The organism is Kitasatospora sp. NPDC087861 (genome assembly GCF_044742585.1).
GTDB lineage: Bacteria > Actinomycetota > Actinomycetes > Streptomycetales > Streptomycetaceae > Kitasatospora.
Genome location: NZ_JBIUUS010000022.1, coordinates 69,479 through 94,175 on the forward strand (window position 1 = coordinate 69,479; position 24,697 = coordinate 94,175).

A 24,697-nucleotide genomic window follows, 5' to 3' on the forward strand; every position below is an offset into this window, starting at 1 on the left:
GCGCGTCGTAGATCGTTGGGTGGTCAGGGCGCGCCCGTGCGGCGCCGAGCAGCGGAATGGGAGTCAACGGCGATGACCGAGACCGAGACCTACGAGACGATCCTGGTCGAGCGCAAGGGCCGGGTCGGGCTGATCACGCTCAACCGGCCGAAGGCGCTCAACGCGCTGAACACCCAGCTGATGAACGAGGTGGTCGCGGCCGCCACCGCCTTCGACCGGGACCCGGAGATCGGCTGTCTGGTGATCACCGGCTCGGAGAAGGCGTTCGCGGCCGGCGCCGACATCAAGGAGATGCAGGGCAACCGGTTCCCGGACGTCTACCTGGACGACTGGCTGGGTCCGTGGGACCGGCTCGGCGCGCTGCGCAAGCCGGTCGTGGCGGCGGTGGCCGGGTTCGCGCTGGGCGGCGGCTGCGAGCTGGCGATGCTGTGCGACATCCTGCTGGCGGCGGACACCGCGAAGTTCGGGCAGCCGGAGATCAAGCTCGGCGTCATCCCGGGCATCGGCGGCTCGCAGCGGCTCACCCGGGCGGTCGGCAAGGCGAAGGCGATGGAGCTGTGCCTGACCGGCCGAATGATGGGCGCCGAGGAGGCCGAACGGGCCGGCCTGGTCTCCCGGATCGTCCCGGCGGACCAGCTGCTGGCCGAGGCGCTGGCCACCGCCGAGACCGTCGCGGCGATGTCCACCCCGGCGGCGATCATGCTGAAGGAGAGCGTCAACCGGGCCTTCGAGACCACCCTCGCCGAGGGCGTCCGGTTCGAGCGCCGGATGTTCCACGCGGCGTTCGCCACGGCGGACCAGAAGGAGGGCATGGCGGCGTTCGCGGAGAAGCGCCCGCCGTCCTTCACCAACCGGTGACGGGCGGCCGACCGGCGGCGGAGGGCTGCTGCTGACGGCTGGCGACCGGCTGGCTGGCTGGCTGGCGAGAGCTGACGGCCGACAGGTAACAGATAACAGCTGACAGATTTCAGATGACGAAATCTGTCAGCTGTTATCTGTCAGCCGTCATCCCTCCGCCCCCGTCACCCCTCCTCGACCAACACCGTGTTGATCCGGGCGAGCCCGCTGCGGGTGGCGGCGACCACGATCTGGTCGCCCGGAGTGAGGCGCCGGGTGCGGTCGGGGAAGTTCCACTGGAGCTGCGCGCTGCGGGCGAACCGGACGGCGATCACCCGGACGCCGCCCGGGTCCTCCAGGTCGTGCCGGTTCATGCCGATCAGCCCGCTGCCGTCCTCCACCGTCAGCTCGGCGATCAGCAGCACGTGCCGGAACACCGAGAGCATCCCGCGCACCTCACGCCCCATCAGGGCGGCGGCGAAGGCGGGCGCCGCCAGGTACGAGACCGAGCGCGAGGCCGCGTTGTCCAGCGTGGCGTAGAAGTGGCCGGCGAAGTTGTCGTCGAACAGCCGCACCACCACCCGGACTTCGGGATTCCCGTGGCGAGCCTCCAGAGCCGCCTCCAGGTTGGTGGCGTCGTCACCGCTGACCGCGACCAGCGCCCGGCTGTGCTTCAGCCGGGCCCGGCGCAACTGCTCCTCGAACGGGCCGTCGCCCAGGACCACCGGGATGCCGAGCGCCCGGGCGGTGGCGATGCCCCGGGCCTGCGGGTCGCGCTCCATGCAGACCACCGGTACGCCCAGCTCGTGCAGTTGGGCCGCGACCCGGGTGCCGACATTGCCGAGGCCGACCACGATCACGTGGTCGCGGGTGCCGGCCCCGGGGTTGCGGGGCTGACCGCGCCGCCCGGAGCCGAGCACCTCGACCGCGATGGCGGTGGCGACCGGAGCGAAGGTGATCCCGCAGATGGTGATCACCACCTGCGCCACCCGCTGCCACGGCCCGCCCGTCCCGGCCCCGTTCCCGGCGGCGATGTCGGAGAGCTGGTCGGGCTGGGCGGCGCCCGCGAGGTCGAGCAGCGAGATGTAGACGGTCCAGCCGAAGTTCCGGTTGAGGTACCAGAGCACGCCGAAGGCCATCAGGACCGCGGCGAGGGCGATGAGCAGCACCAGCCGCATCCGGGCACTGGTGAAGAAGCGCATCATGTCGAGCAGCCGCCAGCGCACCCGCCGCACCCAGCTGATCGGTTCCCTGGGTTCGATGCGCAGCGCCTGGAGGGCTGCGACGCCACCCGGTTCCTCCTCGGGCTCGGGCGCCGGTTCCGGTTCACGGCGGACGCCGCCGGGGCGGACCGGCCCGTCGTCGCCGAACTCGCTGGCGAGCCGGACGAAGTCGGCGGAGTCCCCGCGCTGTTCGGGCAGCAGGCGGATCTTGCTGAGGTCCTGGCGGTCGATGTGGTCGGCGACCACGCAGATCCGGTCGGAGGTGATGGCGTCGTCGAAGGCGATGTGCAGGAAGCGTCCGCCGATCTCGACCGAGTTGGGCCGTCCGAGCGCCGCCGCGGCGAAGGCGGGCGCGGCGGTGGCGGAACCGGAGAGCGCGGCACCGTTCCTGAGCAGTCGTTCGATGTTCTCGCCGAGGCGCTGGTTGAACATCCGGAGCACGATCCGGAGGTCCTGGTTGTGGCCCTGTGCGCTGAGTGCGGCGTGGATGTTGTCCTGGTCGCTGCCCTCGACGAGGGCGAGGCCGCGGGCGGTCTCTATCGACACCGCGCGCAGCGCCTCGTCGGTGATGCTGGCGTACTCGACGACGGCGGCGACGCCGGGCAGTTGCTCGATCTGCGGCGCGTGGTCGCGGGTGCGGTCGGCGACCAGGACGACGACCGGGACCTCGTAGTGCTCGACGAGTTCCAGGACCAGTCGGTGCGCCAGCGCGTTGCCCCCGCAGACGATGTAGTGCTGGCTGATCGGCTCGACCGGTCGGGTCCCCCACCCTTCAGAAGTCATACCGCCGGATGATATCGACGGCAAGTGACCGGACGGTGTCGTTCCGGCGACCGGCAGAACACCGATTCCGCTTCTCCGAACAGTCGCGTCCATTCATCGTACAAACGGTCGGACTCGCCCGCGCCGTGAGGTCCGCGATGCGGTCCGTCCCCCGAACGGCCGTACCCGACGCGCCGGGCTACCGCGGCCCGGCCAGGCTGGGCTTCGTCCCCTGCCCGTCCCCGGCCTGAGGAGTTCACCACCGTGGTCACCCCGATCATCACCCCCGACGGTTCCCCGGTCCAGGGTCCGCTCGGCATGCTCGCCAAGGCCGCCTGGCAGGTCGTGCTGGCCGCCGGAGTCGTCTCGCTCGCCCTCGGGATCGTCGTCTTCGCCTGGCCGAAGCAGACCCTGCTGGTGGTGGGCGTGCTGTTCGGCCTCTACCTGCTGGTCATCGGCATCGTGCAGTTGGTCGCCGCGTTCGGCACCCACGCGACCACCGCGCTACGGGTGCTGGCCTTCATCAGCGGGGCGATCTGCGTCCTGCTGGGGCTGCTCTGCTTCCGCAGCGCGGTCCAGTCGCTGCTCCTGCTCGCGATCTGGATCGGCATCGGCTGGCTCTTCCGGGGCATCACCCAGCTCGCCGCCGCGGTCTCCGACCCCCTGATGCCGGCCCGCGGCTGGCAGGCCTTCGCGGGCGTGGCCAACACCGTGGCCGGCGTGCTGCTGCTGGTCTGGCCGGTCGGTTCGATCGCCGCGCTGACCGTCCTCGCCGGCTGTTGGCTGCTGATCCTCGGGCTGATCGAGATCGTGACGGCCGTCCAGATGCGCGGCCGGGCCAAGCAGATCCCGTCAGGGGTCTGACGCCGTGGCTCTGACGTCAAGGGTCCGACGTCGGGAGTCCGGCGTTGAGGATCCGACGTCGGGAGTCCGAGGTTGAGGGCCCGACGGAAGGCCAGGAGGCCGCCACGCCCCGGCCCAGCGCTACCGCGCCGGTGCGTAGCAGATCCGGAAGGTGGCGGTCTCCAGCCGTTCCGGCGTGAGCCGGACGTCGGTCAGCCGCTCGGCCAGCGCGAACGCGGCCTCGGTGTGCAGGTCGTGGCCCTCCCCGTCGAGCTGGAAACCGCAGGCCGTCAGCAGCTCGGGGACACCGGGGGCGTCGGCGTCCGAACCGTCCCGCTGGGCGGGGAACAGCGGCTCGAACTGGAGCCGGCAGCCGCCCTGCTCCCACCAGTTGAAGTGGTCCACCGCGCTGGCGTTCCGGAAGTGCGAGACCAGCCGGGTGCCGTCGGCGAGACGGCGGATGACGTCGGGCAGGCTACCGAGGTAGCCGAAGACCTCGACGGCGAGGGCCCAGCCGTCGAGTTCGGTGACGGCGACGAGCAGCCGGTCCTCCTCCGGCTCGAACCGGGCCTCGGCCTCCTCGTCCTCCCCGTCGTCGAAGGTCTCCCAGGCGGCCACCACCGCGTCCAGGCCGGTGACCTCCCGGCCGGGCAGGGCCCCGAAGCGGCGCAGCAGTTCGTCGGCGGTGATCCCCTCGACCAGGGCCAGGCAATAGGCCTCACCGGGGATGGGGTAGCGCTGCTCGAACCAGGTGTAGTCAGTGGCGTGTGCGGTCATGCGCCGATGCTGCCAGGCGCCTGTGACACCGTCGGCGCCGGGTGAGGCGCCCTCAGAGCCAGACCGGCGCGTCCGTCCCCCAGCGCCCCGGCGGGCGGGACCAGTCGGTGGGCGCCCCGGTGTAGGCGATGGGCGGCAGGGCGTGGCGCAGCCGTCCGTAGGCGGAGTCGGTCTCGGCGAGCCACCGCGCCGGGTCGTACGGCCGGGCGTCCGGCCCGGCGGGCGCGGGCGCGGGCGCCTCGGGTGCGATGCCGTGCAGCAGCCAGGAGGCCGTACCGGCGAGGGAGAACCGCAGGTGGCGGCCGCCGGGCCGGCCGGCGCGCTGTTCGGTGAGGGCGCGCAGGACGGCGGCGGCGACGAGGTAGCCGGTGCCGTGGTCGAGGGCCTGGGCGGGCAGCACGCCGGGGCGTCCGTCGGGGCCGGCCTCGTGGGCGGCGATGCCGACGCCGGCCTGGACGAGGCTGTCGAAGCCGCGGCGGCCGGCCCAGGGGCCGGTCCAGCCCCAGGCGCAGATCTGCGCGAGGACCAGGCCGGGGTGGCGCGCCGACAGCGCGTCGGGGGCGAGGCCGTGGGCGTCGAGGGCGCCGGGGCGGTAGCCGGTGACGAGGACGTCGGCGGTGGCGAGCAGGCCCTCGAAGACGGCCCGGTCGGCGGGGTCGGCGAGGTCGAGGCGGGTGGAGCGCTTGCCGAAGCCGGTGTCGGCGTGGGCGTCGTCGGCCTCGGGGAGGTGGGGCGGGTCGACGCGCAGGACGTCGGCGCCCAGCAGGGCGAGGGTGCGGGTGGCGACCGGTCCGGCGATGACCCGGGTGAGGTCGAGGACGCGGATCCCGGCGGCGGGTCGGCCCTCGTCGGCCTCGCCGAGCGGGCGCACGGGCGCGGAGCCGGTCACCCGGCTCTCCACCAGGGGGTGCACGGTGGCGCTGACCGGCGCGACGGCCACGGCGAGCGCCCCTGCTGTGTACGCCCGTTCCTGGATCTGCTCGGCCGGCAGTTCGCCCAGCACCTCGGCGAGTTGCTCGGGCCCGGCGTCGGCGGGCAGGCCGAGGGCGGTGAGCAGCCGGGTGCGGTGGTGCGGGTAGTTGGCGTGGGTGCGGACCCAGCCGTCGGCGGCGCGCCAGAAGCCGGAGTGCGGGGCGAAGCTGACGGGCGTACGGCCGTCGACGGCCAGGTGGCGCTCGCTGACGAAGGCGGTGGCGACGGCGCCCTGGTCCACCCGGACTTCGGGGACGACGCCGCCGGTGCGGTGGGCGGCGAGTTCGGCGGCGGCCAGCGAGCAGGCGGCCACGGTGGCCCGGGCGAGCCGGCGCACCGGCAGGCCGGAGGACAGGACGCCGCCGGGGCCGTGGAAGGAGACCCGCTCCAGCAGGTCGGCCGGCCCGCCGAGGGCGGCCCAGGCGTGGGCGGTGGGCCGGTCCGCGGGTTCGCCCCGGTTCGCACCGGCAACGCCGTCAGCCCCGTCCGTACTGGCGGCACGGTTCGCACCGGAGGCACCGTTCACGGCTTCAGCACCGTTCACAGGTCCGCCGCCGTTCACGGCTTCACCGCCGTCCCCCGGCTCGCCACCCTTCGCGGGCTGCTCGGTGGGCCGGTTGCCGTGGGAGATCGAACGCTCTGTCATGCCCGGTATTGTGCGCGGTTTCTCAGGCGCTCGCCGTGACGCCCGCCACCAGCATCAGCAGCACCGCCGACACCAGGGTCATCCGGCGCGCCGCGCGCGGGGTGCCGCCGAGCCGGCCGCCCAGGCGTCCGCTGGCGTGCGCGACCAGCCCGTACACGACGGCGCAGGCCAGCACGTTGAGCGAGCCGAGCGCGAGCACCTGCCCGCCGACCGGCAGCGCGGCGCCCGGGTCGACGAACTGCGGCACCAGGGAGAGGTAGAGCAGCAGCCCCTTGGGGTTGAGCAGGGCGGTCAGCATGCTCTGGCGCAGCACGGTCGCGGTGGGCTGCGGCTTGGGCGCGGCGAGGGCCGCGGCGCCCCCGCCCTTGCGCAGCGCGAGCAGCATGGTGACGGACAGCACCAGCAGGTACGCGGCGCCGGTGAGGCGCAGGACGGGCAGGGCGGCCGGGACGGCGCGCAGCGCGGCGGCCAGGCCGGCGCTGGAGAGCAGGGTGTGGACGGCATAGCCGGCGCAGACGCCGCCGACCGCGGTGAAGGCGGCGCGCCGGCCCTGGCCGAGGCCGCGGGCGGCGATGTAGAGCCAGTCGGGGCCCGGCGTGCAGACCAGCAACAGGTCGACTCCGAGGAAGAGGAGGAGGGCGTGGGTGTCCATGGGTGGCGGTGACCTGTCGTGCTCGTTCGGGCGGCTTCCCGGCAGCTGGTCCGGTGACCGCGGCACCTGTCCGGTGCGTGCGGTCACTGAAGGTAGCCGGACAGCCCTGGCATGCGATGGCCACTTCATGCTCGCCGGGCCCACGTTTTGGCAGAATATTGCGCCATGGACCGAATCGACCGCAGAATCCTCCGCGAGCTCCAGCAGGACGGCCGCCTGACCAACGCCGACCTGGCCGCCCGGGTGGACCTGACCCCCTCCCCCTGCCTGCGCCGGGTCCGGCAACTGGAGCAGGACGGCGTGATCCGCGGCTACCGGGCGGTGGTGGACGGCGCGGCGGTCGGGCGCGGCTTCCAGCCGTTCGTCACGATCACCATGCGTCACGAGGACCAGGTGACGGTCGCCGAGTTCGAGCGCCGGGTGGCGGAACTCCCGGAGGTGGTGGAGGCGCACCGGCTGTTCGGGGAGCCGGACTACCTGCTGCGCATCGCGGTCGCCGACATCGCCGCGTACGAGCGCTTCATCACCGGCGTGCTCTCCGGGCTGCCGGGGATCGCGCAGGTCAACTCGCACCTGACGATGAAGCAGGTGAAGACCGACCGGGGGCTGCCGATCGGCGGGTAGGGTGCGAACGGGGCGCCGCCACGGCCGCCCGCACGGGGACAGCGCGACAAGGGGGCCCTCTATGCACGCGATCCGCCGCCTCGATCTGGGGTACTTCGTCCGGCCCGCGTCCGAGGTGGGCGGCCCGGAGCCCCGGGTGGAGCCGGTGCTGGCGTACCTGGTGCACCGGCCGGAGGGGCTGCTGCTGTTCGACACCGGGATCGGCGCGGGCGATCCGGAGACCGAGGCGCACTACCGCCCGGTCCGCCGCCCGCTGCCGGAGGCGCTCGCGGCGGCCGGCGTCGGCGGCGCCGACATCGACCTGGTGGTCAACTGCCACCTGCACTTCGACCACTGCGGCGGCAATCCGCTGCTGGCCGGGACGCCGGTCCTGGTGCAGGCGGCCGAGCTGGCCGCCGCCCGGCGCGGCGGGTACACCATCGACGCCCTGGTCGACTTCCCGGGCGCCGACTACCGCGAGCTGGACGGCGAGACGGAGGTCTGGCCGGGCGTGCGGATCCTGCCGACTCCCGGGCACACCGACGGCCACCAGTCGCTGGTGGTCGAACGCCCGGGCGGCGGCGCGGTGGTGCTGGCCGGGCAGGCGTACGACTTCGCGTCCGAGTACGGCCAGGCGGTGCTCGCCCGGCGGGCGGCACGCGAGGGCGTGGCGGCGCCGCTGCCCGGCTACCGGGCCTGGCTGGACCGACTGGCGGAGTACGGGCCGCGCCGGGTCCTGTTCGCGCACGACCACGCGGTCTGGGAGCCGGTCGTCGGATAGCAGGCCTTCCGGCGGTTCAGCCGGTGTCCTTCCGGCGGCTCGGGAGGTGCAGAAGGTACAGAAGGTGCAGAAGGTTCAGAAGGTGAAGCGCAGCGACCGTACGCGGTGGTCGAAGTTGGACGGGACGAGGTCCGGCTCGCCCGTCGACCGCACCTCGGGCAGCCGGGAGTACAGCTCGCGGAACAGCACCTTCATCTCCTGCCGGGCCAGGTGCGCGCCGATGCAGTAGTGCGGCCCACCGCCGCCGAAGCCGAGGTGGGGGTTGGGCGTGCGGGTGATGTCGAAGGCGTCCGGGTCGGGGAAGACCGTCTCGTCCCGGTTGGCCGAGCCGAAGAACAGCGCGACCTTCTCCCCCGCTCGCAGCAGCGGGCCGCCGGGGCCGCCGAGCTCGTGGTCGGCGGCGAGGGTCCGGCGGAAGTGGATGATCGGCGTGGCGTGGCGGATGATCTCGTCGACCGCGCCGCCGAGCCTCCCGTCGAGGTCCGCGAGCAGCAGGGCGCGCTGCTCGGGGTGGACGGTCAGCAGGTGCAGGCCGTGGGCGAGCGCGTTGCGGGTGGTCTCCACTCCGGCGACCAGCAGCAGGGAGAAGAAGGCGCCGAGTTCGCGTCCGGTGAGCCGGCGGCCGTCCACGTCGGCGGTGACCAGGGCGGAGATCAGGTCCTCCGCAGGCCTGCGCCGGCGCTCACGGCCGACCGCGGCGACCATGCCCTGCATGCGGGCCAGTGCCATCAGCCCCCGCCCGGGCATCCGGATCCGGCGGCGCAGCGGGCGGGCCACGCCGGTGTGTTCGGAGGCGTGGTTGACCTGGTCCAGGATCGCCCGGCGCGGACGCTCCGGGATGCCCATCATCGTGCAGATCACCTGGAAGGGGAGTTCGGCGGCGACGGCGGTGACGAAGTCCTCCGGCCGCCGGCGCTCGACGTCGTCGACCAGTCGGGTGGCGACGCGGCGGATGTCCTCCTCGACCCGGCCGAGCAGCCGGGGCGTGAAGGCCTGCGAGACGATCCGGCGCAGCTGGGCGTGCCGGGGGTCGTCGAGGTTCACCATCGAGTCGCCGAACACCAGCCGGACCCAGCGGGCCGGTTCGGGGACGGTGACGCCGGGGCCGCTGAGGAAGACGGCGGGGGTGCGGCTGGCCTCGACCACGTCGGCGTGGCGGACCAGGGCGCGGAAGCCCCGGCCGGTGGCGGGGTCGCCGAAGAACACCGGAGCGGGGCGTCGGCGCAGTTCGGCGAAGGCGGCGGCGCGGGCGGGGGCCGGCAGCTGCCAGAAGCGGGGGTCGGCGAGGTCGGCGGCGGGGGCCGCCGAGTCGGTCGAGGTTTCCATGGCCGGGGCCTCCTGTTCGCGTACGACGCCCACCGGGCACCCACCGTCGGTGCCGGGGCGTGCACATCTAGTGAGCAAGCGGTGGGAGATGTCAAACCGCACTGATGGTCGTACGAACGGGCTGCCGGGGTGGCGTGCCGGCCGGGTCAGGCATCCGGACCGGGTGTCCGGACCCGGCGCCCGGCGGCCGCGCCCGACGTCTCGGCGCGGGGCCGGGCATGTTCTCACGGGACGGAACCGGCCAATACCGCAGGGTGCGGTACGGGCCGGGCAGGGCGGGTGCGACGATGAGTGCCATCGTGATGACCGACCGGATCCGCCTGCTGCGTGCCGTGGTCTTCGCCGCGCTGTGCGTGGCGCTGGCCGCCTCGGCGCACGTCGCCATGGCCGGGGCCGGGGTCTCGCCGCCGGTACTGGCCTGCTCGTTCGGAGCCGTCCTCGGCCTGACCTGGCTGCTCGCCGGCAAGCGGCGCGGGCTCGGCCCGATCAGCGTCTGGATGGTCGCGGCGCAGAGCGCGCTGCACCTGCTGTTCGAGCAGGCCGGGGCGCTCGGCCGCGGAGGTGGCGGCCTCGGCAGGCTCGCCGCCACGGACTGGGCCGCCCTGCTGCTCTGCAACCCGGAGCGGATCCCCGGCGGGCTCTCCCCCGTCGAGCTGGCCCGGATGGCGGGCCTCGACCCGGACGTCCCGCCCGCCACCGGTGGCCTGCACACCATGGCGGGCATGCACCACGGTGCGGCCCCGGGAACAGCCTCGGCCTCGGGATTGACCTCGGCCTCGGCCGACGGGATGGCGTTGGACATGGCCGGGATGGCGGGAATGCCCGGCGGCTCGGCCGTGTCGGGCATCCCGGGCGCGTCCGGGGTGCCCACCACACACGGCATGTCCCCGGGGATGACCCATGGCATGGCGCACGGCATGGCGCACGGGATGTCCCTCGGGATGATCGCCGCCCACACGCTCGCCGCGCTGGCCTGCGCGCTGCTGCTGTGGCGCGGTGACGCCGCGCTGGTCCGGCTCTTCGACCTGCTCGGTGCGCTCGGCACCGTGGTCGCGGGGGTGCTGCCGCTCCCGCTGCTGGCACTGTTGGCGCGCCCTTTCGGCTACCGTCCGCCGGCTCCGCCCCGGCCCACCGGCCGCCAGGCCCGGCCGCCCCGGCCGGTGCTGCTCACCCATGCCGTGGTGCGGCGCGGCCCGCCGGCGTTCGCCCTCGCCTGCTGACGCGCCCGCCGCCTTCCCCCACCCGACACCGCCCCTGGCCGCTCACGGCCGCCCGGGACGGCGGGGCCCAGGGGTTTCGCGCCACGGGCAGGTCGCCCTGTCGCCCGGCCGTGCCTTCGCCGCCACGCCGTCAGGGCCCGGGCCCGCGCCCGCCCGCCGTCTCCTCCAGGAGGCGCCGCGCGGCGCGCGGAAGTCCACGGACGTTGGCGGCGCCGCCTCGGGTGGCGCCGCTCCCAGCCTTCCCCTCAGGACCTTCGCATGCCTGACTACGACGGCGCACCGGTTCCGGCCGGCGCCACCGTCCTACCGCTCCTCGGCCTCCGGCCCGTCCGGAGCCTGACCGCCCCCGGCCCCCCGCGCCCCGAGTCCACGCAGCAACCGGGCCGACCACTGCTCCGATGGCCCCTCGGCGGCGCTCGCCCGTACTCGGCCGCGCAGCTGCTCGGCCCGCTCCAGCCACCCGCGGCAGCCGGCGCAGCGCGCGACGTGCCGGTCCAGGCGGGCGCCCGGCAGGCCGGTCGGTTCGCCGTCGAGCCGGGCCGACAGGGCAGTACGGAACTGCGCACATCTCATAGGACCATCGTCCCGCACTGCCATCGCAGCGGGACCGGCCGGGTGGGAGGCCGCCGTGGATGACGAGCAGCTCACCGCACTCGCCCTGACCGCCCGCGCGGGCCGGGCCCCGGACGTCGAGGCCTTCGTCCGGGCCACCCAGCGGGACGTCTGGCGCTTCGTCGCCCACCTCACCGACGTCCAGTCCGCCGACGACCTCGCCCAGGAGACCTTCCTGCGCGCGCTGCGCGGCCTTCCGGCCTTCGCCGGGCGTTCCTCGGCCCGCACCTGGCTGCTGTCGATCGCCCGGCGCACGGTGATCGACCGGTACCGGACGGCTGCCGCCCGACCGCGCTGCGCGCCGCTGCCGGACTGGCAGGAGGTGGCGGAGCGGCAGGGGTCCGAACCGGCGGCCGGGTTCGAGGAGGGCATCGCGCTCGGGGACCTGCTCGACCGGGTGCCCGCCCAACGGCGGGAGGCCTTCGTGCTGACCCAGGTGGTCGGTCTGAGCTACGCCGAGGCGGCGGAGGTCGCCGGCTGCCCGGTCGGTACCGTCCGCTCCCGGGTCGCCCGGGCCCGCGAGGAGCTGATAGCCCGACTGCGCGCGGCCGAGAGCGGGGAGCTGGCTGCAGCCTGCTGAGCGGGAGCGGAGTGGGCGGCGGGCGGGCGACGGGTGGCGGGTAACAGATGACAACTGACAGATAACAGATTTTGAAATCTGTTATCTGTTACCCGTCAGCTGTCAGCCACCAGGCGCCGGCCGCCCACCACCCACCCGTTCGAAAATTCCTTCACCTGTTCGGAACTGGAGCCGCCGCGCCTCCGACTGCTGTACCGGACCCCGCCGCCGAGGCGGCGTCCGGTACAGCAGTCGGGCAACGGAGGGACTTCATGGCAGCGCAACCACCCCCGACCGCAAAAACTCTGACAGTACATCAGGTCGAAGCGACGGACCGGTGGAGCCTGGTCGTGGCCGCCGGACTGCTCTCGTTCGTCGCGATGCTCGACATGAACGTGGTCAACCTGGCGCTCACCGACATCTCGACCGGCCTGCACGTGTCCCCCGGGGTCGCGCAGTGGGCCGCCCTCGGTTACCAACTTCCCCTGGTCGCCCTGCTGTTGCCCGCCGGGCGATGGCTGGACCAGGTGGGCACCCGCGCGGCGCTGCTGCTCGCGGTCAGCTGCTTCGCCGCGTGCAGCGTGCTGGCCTCCCTCGCCCCCTCGGCGGGTTGGCTGATCGCCGCCCGGCTGTTGCAGGGCACGTTCGGCGCGGTGCTGTTCGTCCTGATGCCGGTGCTCGCCGCCACCTCCGTGCGCCCCGAGTCGCGCGGGCGGGCGATGAGCGTCCCGGCGACGCTCGGCCCGCTCGGCGCCGTCACCGGGCCGGTCATCGGCGGCCTGCTGCTGGACCACTTCGGCTGGCGGGCCGTCTTCCTGGTCAAGCTGCCGGTCTGTCTGGCCGCCGTGCTGATCGTGCACCGGCACGCCCCGCGGCGCGGCAGGCTGCGCCCGCCCGACCGGAGTTCACTCGGCGACGCCGCCCTGATAGGCACGGCCGTCGCCGCCGTGCTGCTCGCGCTGACCCTGACCCCGGAGGCGCCGCTGTGGCTGCTGCTGGCGCTGCCCGCCGCCCCGCTGGTCCTGTTCTGGCTGCGCCGCCCCGGCGGCAGGCCGGTCGCCGAGGTGCTGCGGGCCGCCGGAACCGTCGGGGTCAACGCCTCGGTGCTGGCACTCGCCGCCGGCTTCGCGGCCTGCCACTATCTGCTCGCCCAGCACCTGCGCGGTCCGGGCGGCGAGAGCGCCACCGCCACCGCACTCACCATGCTGGCCTTCCCGCTCGGCATGGTGCTGGCCGGCCGGGTCGGCGGGCGGCTGGCCGACCGCTGGGGCGCCCGCCCGACCGCGCTCGCCGGCGCCGCCGTCACCACCCTCGGCCTGGCGCTGCTCGTCCCACTCAACGCCGACTGGTCCGCCTCGGACATCGCCTGGCGGCTCGCCCTGGCCGGTATCGGGATGGGCCTCAACGGCGGCCCCACCCAAGCCCTGGTGATGACCGCCTCGCCGCCCGGCAAGCTCGCCACCGCGGGCTCCGCCGTCCAGCTCGCCCGCAGCCTGGGCTTCGCCCTCGGCCCCGCCCTGGCCGGTGCCGCCGCACTGGCCGGCGACCGGGCCACCACCGGCACCCGGGCGGGCATCGCCCTGGCCTCCGTGGTCGCGGCGACGGCCGTGCTCCTGCTCGCCCTGCACCGCCGCCCACGGTCCTGACCACCGGCCCACCGGGCGCCGGCCCACCCGGCCACCGCCTGCCTGCACCACCGATACCCCGCACCACCGCCATGCCCGCACCACCGGAGGAGCACCACAGATGACCGACACCGTCCGCGATCCGGCACCGGCCAGCCCGGCGGGCGAACCGCGCTGCCCGTACGGGTACGACCAACTCCCCGACCCCGTCCCGCTGTACGGGCCCGCGTACAAGAGCGACCCCTATCCCCTCTACCGGCGGATGCGCGAGGCCGGGCCGGTGCACCGGGTGGAGTTCCCGAGCGGCATCCACGCCTGGCTGGTCACCGGCTACCAGGCCGCCCACGAGACCCTCAACGACCCCCGCCTCGGCAAGAACCACGCGCTGGGCAACGAGAACTGGCACAGGCTGGCGTCGATCATGCCCGAGCCGCAGCACTCCCGGCTGCAGGTCCACCTGCTGCACCAGGATCCGCCCAAGCACACCGCGATGCGCCGCCTCGTCCTGGACGCCTTCGCCCCGCGCCGGGTGGAGTCGTTGCGCCCGCGCCTCCAGGAACTCGCCGACGCCCTGGTCGACGAGCTGCCCGAGACCGGTGGTGCCGATCTGGTGGCCGGCTTCGCGGCCCACTTCCCGTTCCGGGTCCTCGCCGAAGTCATCGGCCTGCCCGCCGAGTTGGCGGTGCGCTTCGACCGCGACTGGGGCAAGGTCGTCCAGCCCGTCGGCCCGCACGACCCGGGCCGCCCGGCGTACGAGGCGCGGCTGCGCGGCCTGCAGACGTACATCGCCGACGTGGTCGCCCACAAGCGCGCCGGCCGGCACACCGTGAACCGCGCCGAACATCCCACCCACCACGACCCGGTCACGGCGGGCGACGACCTGCTGGGCCGGCTCGTCGCCGCCCATGACGCGGGCGAGTTGAGCCGCGAGGAGCTCGACTCGATGGTGTTCCAGCTGCTGGTCGCGGGCCAGGAGCCGGTCACCAACCAGATCACCACCATGCTGATCACCCTGCTGCGCCACCCCGACCAACTCGCCCGACTGCGCGACGCCCTGGCCGAAGGGCCCGCCCACGACCCCGGTCCGCTCGCCCGCGCGGTGGAGGAACTGCTGCGCCACGACGCCGCGTTCGAGCTCACCACCTGGCGGTTCTTCGCCGAGGACAGCGACCTGTTCGGGACCACCGTCCCGGCCGGCGACTCGGTGATCGTCTCGCTGTGCGCCGCCAACCGAGACGACGTGCGGTTCCCGGACGCGGACCGCCTCGACCTCGACCGAACGCCGAACGCCCACCTCGCCTTCGGCCACGGCATCCACTACTGCCCCGGCGCTGCCCTGGCCCGGGCCGAACTCCAGGTCGCCATCGCCACCTTGCTCGCCCGGCTGCCCGGGCTGCGTCCGGCCGAGGCGGCCGGTGAGGGTCTGGACTCCCTCGCCTGGATCCCCGCCGTGCTGGCGCGCGGGGTCAACCGGCTGCCCGTCGCCTACGACCGACGTTTCTGAGACCGGCGCGCGGCCGCGCCCGCCCGACGCCCGTACGACCTTTCCCGGAGGACCACCATGCCGCCCGCCGGCACCGTTTCCACCCGCCACCGTCACCCCACCGCATCCACACCGCCGCCCACGAACGCGGGCACAACCACAGGTACGCCCACGGACACGAGCACCGAACGGCTCGCCGCCCAGATCCTCGGCCTGCTGCTGCCGCACCGCCGCGCCTCCGACCCCGGGCTGGACACCAGGCCGGAGCACTTCCCGCACCAGCTGGCGCAGTTGGCGGACTTCGTCGCCGCCGGCGACCCGATCCTGTTCACCCTGCCCGGCTTCCCCTGCAAGTCGCCGAACCCCGCGAAGGTGCTCAGCCACCTGCCCGACGAGGGCGAGCGCCTGTCGCTCACCTTCCTCGACGGGCTCTGCGCGGAGATCGGCCGCCGCTACGAGCCCGGCGCACACATCCTGATCTGCTCGGACGGACACATATTCGGCGACCTCGTCCACGTCCCCGACGACCACATCGACGAGTACTCCGACGCGTTGACGGCGATGATCGAGCGCGAGGGCCTCAGCCACCTCGCCACCTTCGACCTGCGCGCCGTCCTCGGCGACCTGCCGTTCGACGACAAACGCGCCCGGGTGCACGCCCAGTACGCGCCGAGCGTCGAGGAGTTGCGCGAGCTGGTGCTGACGGACGAGGAGACCCTGCGGCTCTACCGCGGCATCACCCGCTTTCTGACCGAGGACACCACGGGCTTCACCGGCACCCGCTCCGCCCTGCAGCGCGACTGCCGCCGCCGCGCGTACGGGGTGATCCAGCGCAGCCGCGCCTGGGGCGAGTTGATCGCCGCGCAGCACCCCCGGTCGGTCCGGCTCTCCATCCACCCGCAGCCGGCGGGCGCACCGAAGTTCGGCATCCGGCTCCTGGAGGCGGCCGATGCCTGGATGACGCCCTGGCACTCCTCGGTGCTCCACCGACCGGACGGTGAATGGGAGTTGCTGCGCAGCGAGGACGCCGCGCAGCTCGGCCGGCTCGTCGAGCGCGACGGCCGGCCGAGCCACTACGAGGCGTTCTGACGGGCGGGCCCCGCCCCGGCTCCGGCCCCCAGCGCTCCCCCGCCCCCTCCCTCCGCCCCGGCCCCGGCACCCGCTCCCACTCCCGGCCCCACTCCCACCCGCAACGGAGCGGAGGCCGGGGTGCGGTGGTCGAAGGCGATCAACGGGTCGCCGGTGAGCGGGTGTTCGACCACCGCCGCCCGGACGCCGAACACCTCGGCCAGCAGGTCCGGGGTCAGCACCTCGCGCGGCGCCCCGGAGGCCACCAGGGCGCCGCGGTGCAGGACGTGCAGCCGGTCGCAGACGGAGGCGGCGGCGTTGAGGTCGTGCAGGGCGACCAGGGTGGTGCGGCGCTGTTCCCGGAGCAGGGCGAGGAGTTCGACCTGGTGCCGGACGTCCAGGTGGTTGGTCGGCTCGTCCAGCACCAGGACGTCCGGCTGCTGGGCGAGCGCCCGGGCCAGCAGCACCCGCTGCCGTTCGCCCCCGGACAGTTGGGCGAACCGGCGGCCGGCGGCGTCCGCCATGCCGACCCGCGCCAGCGCGTCGGCGGCGATCCGGTGGTCCTCGGCGTCGTCGGCGGCGAACGCCCGCTTGTAGGGGGTGCGGCCCATCGCGACCACCTCGCGGACGCTCAACTCGAAGTCCCCGCCGCGCTCCTGCGGCAGCGCGGCGATGTGCCGGGCGGACTGCGCGGGCCGCAGCCCGGCCAGGTCGCGCCCGGCCAGCAGCACCCTCCCGGCGCTCGGCCGCAGGTGCCGGTAGACGGTGCGCAGCAGGCTGGACTTGCCGCTGCCGTTGGGCCCGACCAGTCCGGCGATCTCCCCTTCCTCGGCGACCAGGTGGACCCCGGCCACCACCGTCCGCCCGGCCAGGGTGACGCTCAGTTCCTCGACGGCGATCCTCACGTACGCTCCAGTCGTCGGTCCAGCAGGTAGAGCAGGGTGGGGGCGCCGAGGACGGCGGTGACGACGCCGATCGGCAGTTCCTGGCCGTCCAGCGCGGTGCGGGCCACGGTGTCGACCACGACCAGCAGCAGCGCACCCGTGAGCGCGGACAGCGGCAACAGGCGCCGGTGGTCGCCGCCGACGAGCAGCCGGCAGACGTGCGGCACCATGAGCCCGACGAAGCCGATCGCGCCGGAGACCGCGACCAGCACGCCGGTGAGCACGCTGGTGACCACGAAGACCTCGCGGCGCAGCCGGGTGACGTCCACGCCGAGCCCGGCGGCCGTCTCGTCGCCCATGAGCATCGCGTTGAGCCCGCGGGCGCGGGCCTGCAGCAGGGCCAGTCCGAGCGCCACCGCGACGGCGGGGACGGCGAGTTGGGCCCAGACGGCGCCGCCGAGGCTGCCCATGAGCCAGAACAGCACACCGCGGGTCTGCTGTTCGTCGCGGGTCTGCAGGACGAGGTAGCTGGTGATGCCGCCGAGGAACTGGGCGATGGCGATGCCCGCGAGGACCAGGCGCAGCGGGGAGAAGCCGCCGCCGCGCCGGGCCGTCAACCAGACCAGGGAGAACGCGCCGAGGGCGCCGACGAAGGCCGCCAGGGAGACGGTGAGGCCGAGCGCGCTGCCGAAGGCGAGGTCGAGGCCGAGCGAGGTGCCGAGGACGATCGTGGCGACCGCCCCGAGCGAGGCGCCGGAGGAGATGCCGAGCAGGTAGGGGTCGGCGAGCGGGTTGCGGACCAGGGCCTGCACGGCGGTGCCGACCAGGCCGAGCCCGGCCCCGACCGTCGCCGCCAGCAGGGCGCGCGGGACGCGCAGCTGCCAGACGATGAGGTCGCGGGTGCCGGGCTCGGGGGCCCGCCCGGTGAGGTGGTGGGCGACGACCGACCACACCTCGCCGGGCGGGATGTCCAGTGAGCCGAACGACACCGCGGCGGTCAGGGCCAGCACCAGGGCGGTGGTCAGCGCGACGGCCAGCGGCCCGGCCCGCAGGGTGCGGGCCGGGCGGGCATCCCTCCCCTCGCGCGTGCGAGCGGTCGTGCCGGGCGCGCCGGAGGCATCGGGGGCGCCGGGGGCATCGGGGGCGCCGGGAGCACCGGGAGCGCCGGAGGCATCGGGGACGCCGGGAGCATCGGGGACGCCGGGAGCACCGGGAGCGCCGGAGGTATCGGGGACGCCGGGAGCATCGGGGACGCCGGGAGCACCGGGAGCGCCGGAGGCATCGGGGACGCCGGGAGCATCGGGGACGCCGGGAGCATCGGGGACGCCGGGAGCACCGGGGACGGCCGAGGTCACCGCCTACTGCCCGTTCTTGACGAAAGTCGGGTGGATGGTCGCGGCGATCTGCCGGACGGCGTCGGCGTTGCGCACGCCCGCGATGGTGGTGACCTCGGAGCCGAGCCGCACGAAATGGCCCTCCTGGACGGCCTTCAGGCCCTGGGTCGCGGGGAAGCCGCGCAGGAACGCCTCGGCGTCGTCGAAGGCCTTGCGGGTGGCCTCCTCGCTGCCCCGGTTGCGGACGGCGAGCTGGATCCAGTCCGGGTTCTTGGCGACGACGTCCTCCCAGGAGCCGGGCTTGAAGTCGGCGTCGCAGTCGGCGAACACGTTGCGGGCCCCGGCCTGGGTGATCACCGCGTTGGCGACCTGGCGGCCGCAGACCGCGACCGGCTGCTTGGTGCCGGCGTCGAAGTCGAAGACGAAGTAGCCGGGACGCTGCGCCTCCGGGACGCCGGCGAGCGCGGTGCGGACCTCGCCGACCTGCTTCTCCATGCCTGCGACGAGCTCCTCCGCGCGGGCGGCGGTGCCGGTGACGGCGCCGAGGCGGCGGATGTCGTTCTCGATCCCGGAGAGGTCGGTGCGCGGCGCCTTGGCCGCCTTCGGGGTGCCGGCGCAGGCGGTGGACAGGAGGTAGACGTGCTGGATGCCGGCCGCCGCGAACTCCTCCTCGCTGGGCCCGGTGGCGCCGCCGCCCATCATCGGCATCGCGCCGAAGGTGTCGATGTAGAGGTCGGCGCCGGAGCCGAGCAGCTTCTCCTTGGGGATGGTCTTGTCGCCGAGCACGGGCACCTTGGCGCCCTGTTCGGCCAGGGCCGGCGGGAGGGTGCCGTGGCCGGGCGGGAAGCCGGTGCCGATCACCCGGTCGCCCGCGCCCAGTTGGAGCAGCAGCTCCAGGGCGGCGGCGTTGCTGGTGACGATCTTGGCGGGGGCCTTGGCGATGGTGGTCTCCCGGTCCGTGCAGTCGGCGACCTTGACGGGGTAGCCGCCGGCCGGGGCGGCCTGGGCGGTGCCGGTGGCGCCCCGCTCTCCGCCTCCCCCGCCGCCGCTTCCGCAGGCCGTGGCGAACAGGGCGACGGCGGCCGCGATTCCGCAGACAACGCGAGGGCGCATGACAACTCTCCTGGTCGGTGATCGTGCTGGGGGCCCGTCCTGCGAACCCGGTCCAGGTAGTCGGCCGGATCGTTCGGCGGGTTCCCGGGGATTTCCGCTCCGTCCGGCGGCCGTCCTCGAACCCCCGGCGTAGGGTGGCCGGATGGCCGATCCCACCGTCCTGCGGGACGATCTCGACCTGCCCGTACGGCTCGGCCCGCGCCCGCCGCGCCGGGTGGTGTCGCTGGTGCCGTCGCTGACCGAGGCCGTCGCCGTCACCGCGCCCGGGCTGCTGGTCGGCGCCACCGACTGGTGCAGCCACCCGGCCGACCTGGCCGTCACCAGGATCGGCGGCACCAAGAACCCGGACGTGCCGGGCATCCTCGCTCTCGCCCCGGATCTCGTCCTGGCCAACGACGAGGAGAACCGGCGCCCCGACCTGGACGCGCTGAGGGCGGCCGGCCTGCCGGTCTGGGTCACCGACGTCCGCACCCTGGACGGCGCGTTCCGCTCGCTCGACCGGATGCTCACCACCGCCTGCGCGCTGCCGCGCCCGGGTTGGCTGGACGAGGCCGAGGCGGCGTGGGCCGCCGTCCCGCGCCCCTCGGACGGCCCGCGGGCGATCGTGCCGATCTGGCGCCGCCCGTGGATGGTCCTCGGCCGCGACACCTTCGCCGGGGACCTGCTGCGCCGGTTCGGCGTCCGGCTCGTCCACGCCGGGCACGCCGAGCGCTACCCGGCCGTCCCGCTGCCCGAACTGCTCGCCTGCCGACCGGAATTGGTGGTGCTGCCGGACGAGCCGTACCGCTTCACGGCGGAGGACGGCCCGGAGGCGTTCCCGGGTGTCCCGGCGGCGCTGGTCAGCGGACGCCACCTGGCCTGGTACGGGCCCTCCCTGGCGACGGCTCCGACCGTCCTCGCGCAGGCATTGGAGCACCCGTTCATGCCAGGGCACCCGTCCGGACCAGGGGAAAAGAGCACATCGTAGGATGACCGCCACTCGCCGGAACCGCCGGTGACAAGCGGGGGAACCACCGATGGCAGTGGGCACGTCCGGAGAGCCCCTGGTCCTGGTGTCGGCCGTGGCGGTCTCGACGGTCGTCCTGGCCATCCCCAGCCCGGGGTACGTGGCCAACGTCAAGGCGCTGATCTCCAACCGACCATGGAGCAAGGCGGGCTGACGTTCTCGGGCACACGCGGTACGGCGAAGGGCCCGGGACGCGCGATCGCGTGTCCCGGGCCCTTCGCCACTGTTCCCCGGAGGTCAGCCCCGCGCGGCGGTGACGGCGGCGCCCAGCGCCTCCTTGATCCGCGGCCCGAGACGGGCGAAGCCCAGCTCCTTCATCGCCGCCCGCAGCAGCTCCTCGTCCGTGCGCTCGACACCGTCACCGTCCACCCACCGGACGACGGCGAGCAGTTCGTCGGCGGAGTAGGCGGTCACGGGCCGACCGGGCGTGAAGTCCGGCTTCTCGGGCCGGTCAGTGGCGGCGGGCTCGGCCACCGGCTCGGCGGCGGGCGCCTCCTCGACGGCCTCGGCCTCGACCTCGGCCACCGGTTCCTCGGCCTCGATGGCCTCCACCGCTACGACCGGCTCCTCGGCAGCAGCAGGCTCAGCAACCGCCTCCACCTCGACAACCGGCTCCACGACGACCGCAGACGCCTCCTCGACAACCTCTACCTCGACCGGTACAACCGGCGCCTCGACCTCGGCCACCGGCTCCGCGGCCTCGATGGCCTCCACCGCCACGACCGGCTCCTCGGCAGCAGCAGGCTCAACAACCGCCTCCACCTCGACAACCGGCTCCACGACGACCGCAGACGCCTCCTCGACAACCTCGACCACGACCTCGGCCACCGGCTCCGCGGCCTCAACAGCGGGAGCCTCGGCCGCCTCCACCTGGGCCACCAGCTCGGGCTCGGCAGCCGTCTCGACGGCCTCCTCGACCGCCTCCGGCTCGACGACCGGCGCGTCCTCCAGGGCGGGCGTCTCCTCCGCCGACTCGGCTTCGACCTCGACCTCGACCTCAGCCTTGGCTTCGGCTTCGGCGGCGGGGGTCTCGACGACGGCCTCGGTCTCCGTGTCCTCCGGCGCCTCAACGGCCGCCGTCGGCTCGGCCACGGCCTCGGCCGGCTCCGCGGCCTCCGCCAGCGCGGCGGTCGCGGCGGCCACCAGATCGTCGGCGGCCGGGGACGGCGCCGGGAGGGAGACCACGGTGACGGGGGCTTCCTGCGCCACCTCCGCCACCTTCTCCTCAATCACCTCGACGGCGGCCTCGACCGCAGACCCAGCCTCGACCGAGTCCGAGTCCGAAGCCGACCCCGAGTCCAGCTCCGACTCCAGCTCCGCCTCGGTCACCACGCCGCTCGCCGGCTCCTCCACCGGCTCCTCCGCCGAGGCAGGAGCCGAAGCCGGAGCAGGAACCGCAGCCTCGACGGCGCTCCCCGCCCCCGCGAGCCCGTCACGCTGGCCGCCGGCCAGGGCCTGGCGGGCGCCGTAGGCGGCTTCGGCGGCGCTGCGGTCGGCCTGGGCGGCGGTGAGTTCGGCGAGCAGGTCGCCGAGGCCGGCCTCCTCCAGGGTGGCGCGCAGGCCGCGGATGGTGGGCAGGCGGTAGAGCGTGCCCTCGTCGGCGGCGAGCCGTTCGACCAGGTCGACGAGGTCGGCGAAGGCCAGCCCGTCGAGGTCGTGGTCGGGGAGCATCCGGGCGAGGCCGCGCAGGCCGGTGTTGATCGCCTCGAAGGCCTGGGCGGTCCGCTCGACCAGCGCGCCGTCGGTGGGCACGACCGGGAGGGTGCCCGCGGGGGCGATGGCGACCCAGGCACGGCGCTCGATCTCGGCGGAGGCGAGTGCCTCGTGCAGGTCCTCGCGGCGGACGCGGCGGTCGGTGGCGAGGGCTGTGGCCTGCTTGCGCAGGGAGCGGGCGCGCAGCCAGGAGAGCTTGACGCCGTGCTCGCGGCGCCAGGTGCTGTCCGCGGTGGCGGCGGTGAGGGCGTCGAGGTCGGCGTCGTAGGCGGCGGCGGTGAGGGTGGCGGAGGTGCGCTGGACGCGCTGGAGCAGCTCGACGAGCAGGGCGGTCTTGGCGACGGTGTCGGGTTCGTCGAGCTTGACCTCGGCGGCGAGGGCGGTGACGGCGTCCCAGGTCTGGCGGAGGTCGCGGCCGCGCAGTTCGGCCAGCGCGGTGGAGGCGGCGCGGGCGTCCTCGGGGGTGGCGACGGTGTCGACGGCCGCGTACCAGGCGTGGGTGTCGGCGGTGAGGGTGAAGGCCCCGAGTTCGGCGTAGCGGCCGAGGTCCTCGCGGAGGTCGCTCTCCGCCGTGACGGCCTTGGCGTCCTGGGGGTCCTTGACGTCTGCGGCGTCGGCGACGTCCGCCGGGTCGGCTGCGTCGGCGTTGCGCGAGTGAAGCACTGTCATGTGAGGTCCGGTTCTGGGCGACGACGGCGGGGCTGGCGGCGAGGGGGCGGCGGACCGGTTGCGCGGAGCGCCCCGGAACGGGGCTGGGGGGCGCGCGGTAGGGCCGCCGGTTGTGGACGCCCAGAATACGGGTGCCCGTTCGAGCCTTGCACGCACCCACCGCCCGACGGGCCGGTGTCGTGTGCCATACCGCCCACCTGGCCGCTACTCGGGAGGGCCACCTGGGTGGTGGGGCGTTGAGCCGGACGGGTGCTCGGGGCTTCGGTCCCCGGCTCGGCCGGACGGTCTTCCCGACCGGGCCCCGGGCCGCCGTGGCCGGTCCAGCGGCACGGTGCGGAGCCGTCGGCCGAGGGGTGCGCGGTACCCGGCGCGGGCGAGGGAGGCGAGGTCGACCGGCGCGAGGTACTCGTAGAGCGCGGTGCGGTGCCACCACGCACCGGTTTCCCGCAGTTCGCGCCAATCGGTGAACCGGTAGAGGTAGAGGGTCGCCCGGACGTGGGTCGGCGGGGTGCCGGGGAAGGGGTTGTGGCGCAGCAGCCGGAGGGTGGCGCGGTCGCCGGCGAGCAGGCGGGCGACGAAGGGCAGGAACCAGGGGCGGGCGTAGGCGGGCGAGATGCCGGCGAACCACATCAGCCAGTCGAGCCGCAGGTGGTAGGGGGCGTACTGGCGTGGGAGCCGGCGCACGTCTCCGGGTTTGCCCTTGAAGCCGTACTCGTGCCAGACCGTGTGCGGGGTGAGGGTCGGTTCGTCGGTGCCTTCGACGACGATCTCCTGGCGGATGCGGTTGATGCTGCCGAAGGCGCCGTAGGTGTTGACGAGGTGCAGCCGGTTGAAGGAGCGGTTCATGGCCTGGCGGCGGGAGACGAGGTTGCGGACCGGCCAGTAGCTGAGGACGGCGACGGCGGCGGTGAGCGCGATCACCAGCACCTCGAACCAGACGGGGGCGCCGGGGCGCGTGTGGGCGTGAACGGGCAGGCCGAGGCGGGCCGGGTCGACGGCGGCGAGGGCGAGTGTGACGGTCAGCCAGTTGAGCCAGGCGAAGTTGCCGGAGGCGATCAGCCACAGCTGGGTGGCGACGACGATGCAGGCGGCGTAGCTCGCGACCGGCTGCGGGAGGAAGAGGCAGACCGGGACGACGAGTTGGACGAAGTGGTTGGCGGCCACCTCGACGCGGTGCAGCGGGTCGGGCAGGTGGTGGAAGAACCAGCTGAGCGGTCCGGGCATGGGCTGGGTCTCGTGGTGGTAGCGCAGGCAGGTGAGGTCGCGCCAGCAGCGGTCACCGCGCAGTTTGATCAGTCCGGCGCCGAACTCGACCCGGAAGACCAGCCAGCGCATCAGCCAGAGCACCAGGGTCGGCGGGGCGGTGTCGGCGTTGCCGAGGAAGGCGGCGAGGAAGCCGGCTTCGAGCAGCAGTGACTCCCAGCCGAAGGAGTACCAGGTCTGCCCGACGTTGACGATCGAGAGGTAGAGCCCCCAGAGCACCGCCCACAGCAGGACCGACGCCCAGAGCGGGACGAGGTCGCCGAGTCCGGCGGTCACGGCGGCGGCGAGCGCGGCGCCGCTCCAGGCGACGGTGGCGAAGAAGCGGTCGCTGTAGTGGAGGTGGAACAGCCCGGGCGCGTGGCGGAAGGGGACCCGGGCGGTGAAGCGGGGCACCGGCAGCATGCCGTCGGTGCCGATCAGGGCGCGGAACTGCGCGACGGCGGCGAGGAACCCGACCAGGTAGAGGCCGGCGAGCAGGCGTTGGACGAGCAGCCGGCTCAGCCAGTAGTCGGGGGCCGCGAACCAGTCCATGCGGCCCATGCCTACCATCGGCGCCCTTCGGGCGGGCCGTGGCCGGGGCGCGGGCGGGGCCGGTTCACCCGCTCGGGCTCGGACGCCGGGGTACTCCGGGCGGCCCGGTGCCCCCGGACGGCACCGTGGCGGGGAGCCTCTCCTCGGGGGTGAGAGGCGCCCCGCCACGGTGGCGGATGTCGCGGTGGTGCGGGT

The 24,697-nt window shown here is 74.4% G+C and carries 22 protein-coding genes; 11 read left to right on the forward strand and 11 right to left on the reverse strand.

Features of this window, described 5'->3' with window-relative positions; genetic code table 11:
• Positions 1 to 72: 72 nt before the first annotated feature.
• Positions 73 to 858 (forward strand): enoyl-CoA hydratase, encoded by a 786-nt coding sequence (locus tag ACIOJE_RS28275; RefSeq protein ID WP_280680991.1) that lies wholly within the window; start codon positions 73 to 75, stop codon positions 856 to 858.
• A gap of 164 nt (positions 859 to 1,022) precedes the next feature.
• On the opposite strand, the gene ACIOJE_RS28280 is transcribed toward ACIOJE_RS28275, so the two are convergent.
• Positions 1,023 to 2,843: an NAD-binding protein gene (locus tag ACIOJE_RS28280; RefSeq protein WP_280680989.1), complete on the reverse strand. Its 1,821-nt coding sequence runs from the start codon at positions 2,841 to 2,843 to the stop codon at positions 1,023 to 1,025.
• A 243-nt stretch (positions 2,844 to 3,086) separates the two neighbouring features.
• Here ACIOJE_RS28280 and ACIOJE_RS28285 point away from each other — a divergent pair, with 243 nt between their 5' ends.
• Positions 3,087 to 3,686 (forward strand): HdeD family acid-resistance protein, encoded by a 600-nt coding sequence (locus tag ACIOJE_RS28285; protein ID WP_280680986.1) that lies wholly within the window; start codon positions 3,087 to 3,089, stop codon positions 3,684 to 3,686.
• Between the two features lie 120 nt (positions 3,687 to 3,806).
• Here ACIOJE_RS28285 and ACIOJE_RS28290 read toward each other — a convergent pair whose 3' ends face one another.
• From ACIOJE_RS28290 to ACIOJE_RS28300, 3 genes are all read right to left on the reverse strand, one after another.
• Positions 3,807 to 4,442, reverse strand: coding sequence for a DUF6461 domain-containing protein (locus ACIOJE_RS28290; protein ID WP_280680985.1), 636 nt, complete (start codon positions 4,440 to 4,442; stop codon positions 3,807 to 3,809).
• 52 nt (positions 4,443 to 4,494) lie between these two features.
• Positions 4,495 to 5,727, reverse strand: coding sequence for a CoA transferase (locus tag ACIOJE_RS28295; protein ID WP_400779961.1), 1,233 nt, complete (start codon positions 5,725 to 5,727; stop codon positions 4,495 to 4,497).
• Between the two features lie 355 nt (positions 5,728 to 6,082).
• Complete coding sequence (locus ACIOJE_RS28300) at positions 6,083 to 6,712, reverse strand: LysE family translocator (protein WP_280680984.1); 630 nt, start codon at positions 6,710 to 6,712, stop codon at positions 6,083 to 6,085.
• Between the two features lie 165 nt (positions 6,713 to 6,877).
• Between ACIOJE_RS28300 and ACIOJE_RS28305 the strand changes: the two genes are divergently transcribed.
• Both ACIOJE_RS28305 and ACIOJE_RS28310 read left to right on the forward strand, forming a co-directional pair.
• Complete coding sequence (locus ACIOJE_RS28305; protein ID WP_280680983.1) at positions 6,878 to 7,336, forward strand: Lrp/AsnC family transcriptional regulator; 459 nt, start codon at positions 6,878 to 6,880, stop codon at positions 7,334 to 7,336.
• Between the two features lie 61 nt (positions 7,337 to 7,397).
• Complete coding sequence (locus tag ACIOJE_RS28310; RefSeq protein WP_400779855.1) at positions 7,398 to 8,096, forward strand: N-acyl homoserine lactonase family protein; 699 nt, start codon at positions 7,398 to 7,400, stop codon at positions 8,094 to 8,096.
• Positions 8,097 to 8,171: 75 nt separating this feature from the next.
• On the opposite strand, the gene ACIOJE_RS28315 is transcribed toward ACIOJE_RS28310, so the two are convergent.
• A complete protein-coding gene (locus tag ACIOJE_RS28315) occupies positions 8,172 to 9,422 on the reverse strand; it encodes a cytochrome P450 (protein ID WP_400779857.1) in 1,251 nt (416 codons plus the stop codon).
• 287 nt (positions 9,423 to 9,709) lie between these two features.
• Between ACIOJE_RS28315 and ACIOJE_RS28320 the strand changes: the two genes are divergently transcribed.
• A complete protein-coding gene (locus ACIOJE_RS28320) occupies positions 9,710 to 10,642 on the forward strand; it encodes a hypothetical protein (RefSeq protein ID WP_400779859.1) in 933 nt (310 codons plus the stop codon).
• Positions 10,643 to 10,945: 303 nt separating this feature from the next.
• Here ACIOJE_RS28320 and ACIOJE_RS28325 read toward each other — a convergent pair whose 3' ends face one another.
• On the reverse strand, positions 10,946 to 11,215 hold the full coding sequence (locus tag ACIOJE_RS28325) for a zf-HC2 domain-containing protein (protein WP_400779861.1): 270 nt from the start codon (positions 11,213 to 11,215) through the stop codon (positions 10,946 to 10,948).
• Between the two features lie 55 nt (positions 11,216 to 11,270).
• On the opposite strand from ACIOJE_RS28325, the gene ACIOJE_RS28330 reads away from it, so the two are divergent.
• From ACIOJE_RS28330 to ACIOJE_RS28345, 4 genes are all read left to right on the forward strand, one after another.
• Positions 11,271 to 11,834 carry a sigma-70 family RNA polymerase sigma factor gene (locus tag ACIOJE_RS28330; RefSeq protein ID WP_280680968.1) on the forward strand — a complete coding sequence of 188 codons (564 nt, stop codon included), beginning with the start codon at positions 11,271 to 11,273 and terminating at the stop codon, positions 11,832 to 11,834.
• 329 nt (positions 11,835 to 12,163) lie between these two features.
• On the forward strand, positions 12,164 to 13,459 hold the full coding sequence (locus ACIOJE_RS28335) for an MFS transporter (RefSeq protein WP_400779863.1): 1,296 nt from the start codon (positions 12,164 to 12,166) through the stop codon (positions 13,457 to 13,459).
• 100 nt (positions 13,460 to 13,559) lie between these two features.
• The gene (locus ACIOJE_RS28340; RefSeq protein ID WP_400779865.1) at positions 13,560 to 14,942 is read left to right on the forward strand and encodes a cytochrome P450; all 1,383 of its coding nucleotides are present in this window, start codon (positions 13,560 to 13,562) and stop codon (positions 14,940 to 14,942) included.
• Positions 14,943 to 14,999: 57 nt separating this feature from the next.
• Positions 15,000 to 16,010 carry an L-tyrosine/L-tryptophan isonitrile synthase family protein gene (locus tag ACIOJE_RS28345; protein WP_400779867.1) on the forward strand — a complete coding sequence of 337 codons (1,011 nt, stop codon included), beginning with the start codon at positions 15,000 to 15,002 and terminating at the stop codon, positions 16,008 to 16,010.
• Here the strand turns inward: ACIOJE_RS28345 and ACIOJE_RS28350 are convergent.
• From ACIOJE_RS28350 to ACIOJE_RS28360, 3 genes are all read right to left on the reverse strand, one after another.
• Positions 15,995 to 16,894 carry an ABC transporter ATP-binding protein gene (locus ACIOJE_RS28350; protein ID WP_400779869.1) on the reverse strand — a complete coding sequence of 300 codons (900 nt, stop codon included), beginning with the start codon at positions 16,892 to 16,894 and terminating at the stop codon, positions 15,995 to 15,997. The genes ACIOJE_RS28345 and ACIOJE_RS28350 overlap by 16 nt on opposite strands.
• On the reverse strand, positions 16,891 to 17,925 hold the full coding sequence (locus ACIOJE_RS28355) for a FecCD family ABC transporter permease (RefSeq protein WP_400779963.1): 1,035 nt from the start codon (positions 17,923 to 17,925) through the stop codon (positions 16,891 to 16,893). The genes ACIOJE_RS28350 and ACIOJE_RS28355 overlap by 4 nt, the downstream gene beginning before the upstream one ends.
• Positions 17,926 to 18,231: 306 nt before the next feature.
• Positions 18,232 to 19,320 carry an ABC transporter substrate-binding protein gene (locus tag ACIOJE_RS28360; RefSeq protein ID WP_400779871.1) on the reverse strand — a complete coding sequence of 363 codons (1,089 nt, stop codon included), beginning with the start codon at positions 19,318 to 19,320 and terminating at the stop codon, positions 18,232 to 18,234.
• 142 nt (positions 19,321 to 19,462) lie between these two features.
• Here ACIOJE_RS28360 and ACIOJE_RS28365 point away from each other — a divergent pair, with 142 nt between their 5' ends.
• Both ACIOJE_RS28365 and ACIOJE_RS28370 read left to right on the forward strand, forming a co-directional pair.
• A complete protein-coding gene (locus ACIOJE_RS28365) occupies positions 19,463 to 20,287 on the forward strand; it encodes a helical backbone metal receptor (RefSeq protein WP_400779873.1) in 825 nt (274 codons plus the stop codon).
• Positions 20,288 to 20,336: 49 nt separating this feature from the next.
• Positions 20,337 to 20,480 (forward strand): hypothetical protein, encoded by a 144-nt coding sequence (locus tag ACIOJE_RS28370; protein ID WP_400779875.1) that lies wholly within the window; start codon positions 20,337 to 20,339, stop codon positions 20,478 to 20,480.
• An 83-nt stretch (positions 20,481 to 20,563) separates the two neighbouring features.
• Here ACIOJE_RS28370 and ACIOJE_RS28375 read toward each other — a convergent pair whose 3' ends face one another.
• Positions 20,564 to 22,708, reverse strand: a complete 2,145-nt coding sequence (locus ACIOJE_RS28375) for a hypothetical protein (RefSeq protein WP_400779876.1) — start codon at positions 22,706 to 22,708, stop codon at positions 20,564 to 20,566.
• 204 nt (positions 22,709 to 22,912) lie between these two features.
• On the reverse strand, positions 22,913 to 24,502 hold the full coding sequence (locus ACIOJE_RS28380) for a lipase maturation factor family protein (RefSeq protein ID WP_400779877.1): 1,590 nt from the start codon (positions 24,500 to 24,502) through the stop codon (positions 22,913 to 22,915).
• Positions 24,503 to 24,697 lie beyond the last annotated feature (195 nt).

Coding starts and splice junctions, on each gene's coding strand:
- ACIOJE_RS28310 (WP_400779855.1), top strand. CDS start 7,398: ATGCACGCGATCCGCCGCCTCGATCTGGGGTACTTCGTCCGGCCCGCG.
- ACIOJE_RS28300 (WP_280680984.1), bottom strand. CDS start 6,712: ATGGACACCCACGCCCTCCTCCTCTTCCTCGGAGTCGACCTGTTGCTG.
- ACIOJE_RS28275 (WP_280680991.1), top strand. CDS start 73: ATGACCGAGACCGAGACCTACGAGACGATCCTGGTCGAGCGCAAGGGC.
- ACIOJE_RS28380 (WP_400779877.1), bottom strand. CDS start 24,502: ATGGACTGGTTCGCGGCCCCCGACTACTGGCTGAGCCGGCTGCTCGTC.
- ACIOJE_RS28340 (WP_400779865.1), top strand. CDS start 13,560: ATGACCGACACCGTCCGCGATCCGGCACCGGCCAGCCCGGCGGGCGAA.
- ACIOJE_RS28360 (WP_400779871.1), bottom strand. CDS start 19,320: ATGCGCCCTCGCGTTGTCTGCGGAATCGCGGCCGCCGTCGCCCTGTTC.
- ACIOJE_RS28370 (WP_400779875.1), top strand. CDS start 20,337: ATGGCAGTGGGCACGTCCGGAGAGCCCCTGGTCCTGGTGTCGGCCGTG.
- ACIOJE_RS28315 (WP_400779857.1), bottom strand. CDS start 9,422: ATGGAAACCTCGACCGACTCGGCGGCCCCCGCCGCCGACCTCGCCGAC.
- ACIOJE_RS28305 (WP_280680983.1), top strand. CDS start 6,878: ATGGACCGAATCGACCGCAGAATCCTCCGCGAGCTCCAGCAGGACGGC.
- ACIOJE_RS28345 (WP_400779867.1), top strand. CDS start 15,000: ATGCCGCCCGCCGGCACCGTTTCCACCCGCCACCGTCACCCCACCGCA.
- ACIOJE_RS28365 (WP_400779873.1), top strand. CDS start 19,463: ATGGCCGATCCCACCGTCCTGCGGGACGATCTCGACCTGCCCGTACGG.
- ACIOJE_RS28325 (WP_400779861.1), bottom strand. CDS start 11,215: ATGAGATGTGCGCAGTTCCGTACTGCCCTGTCGGCCCGGCTCGACGGC.
- ACIOJE_RS28290 (WP_280680985.1), bottom strand. CDS start 4,442: ATGACCGCACACGCCACTGACTACACCTGGTTCGAGCAGCGCTACCCC.
- ACIOJE_RS28280 (WP_280680989.1), bottom strand. CDS start 2,843: ATGACTTCTGAAGGGTGGGGGACCCGACCGGTCGAGCCGATCAGCCAG.
- ACIOJE_RS28375 (WP_400779876.1), bottom strand. CDS start 22,708: ATGACAGTGCTTCACTCGCGCAACGCCGACGCAGCCGACCCGGCGGAC.
- ACIOJE_RS28320 (WP_400779859.1), top strand. CDS start 9,710: ATGAGTGCCATCGTGATGACCGACCGGATCCGCCTGCTGCGTGCCGTG.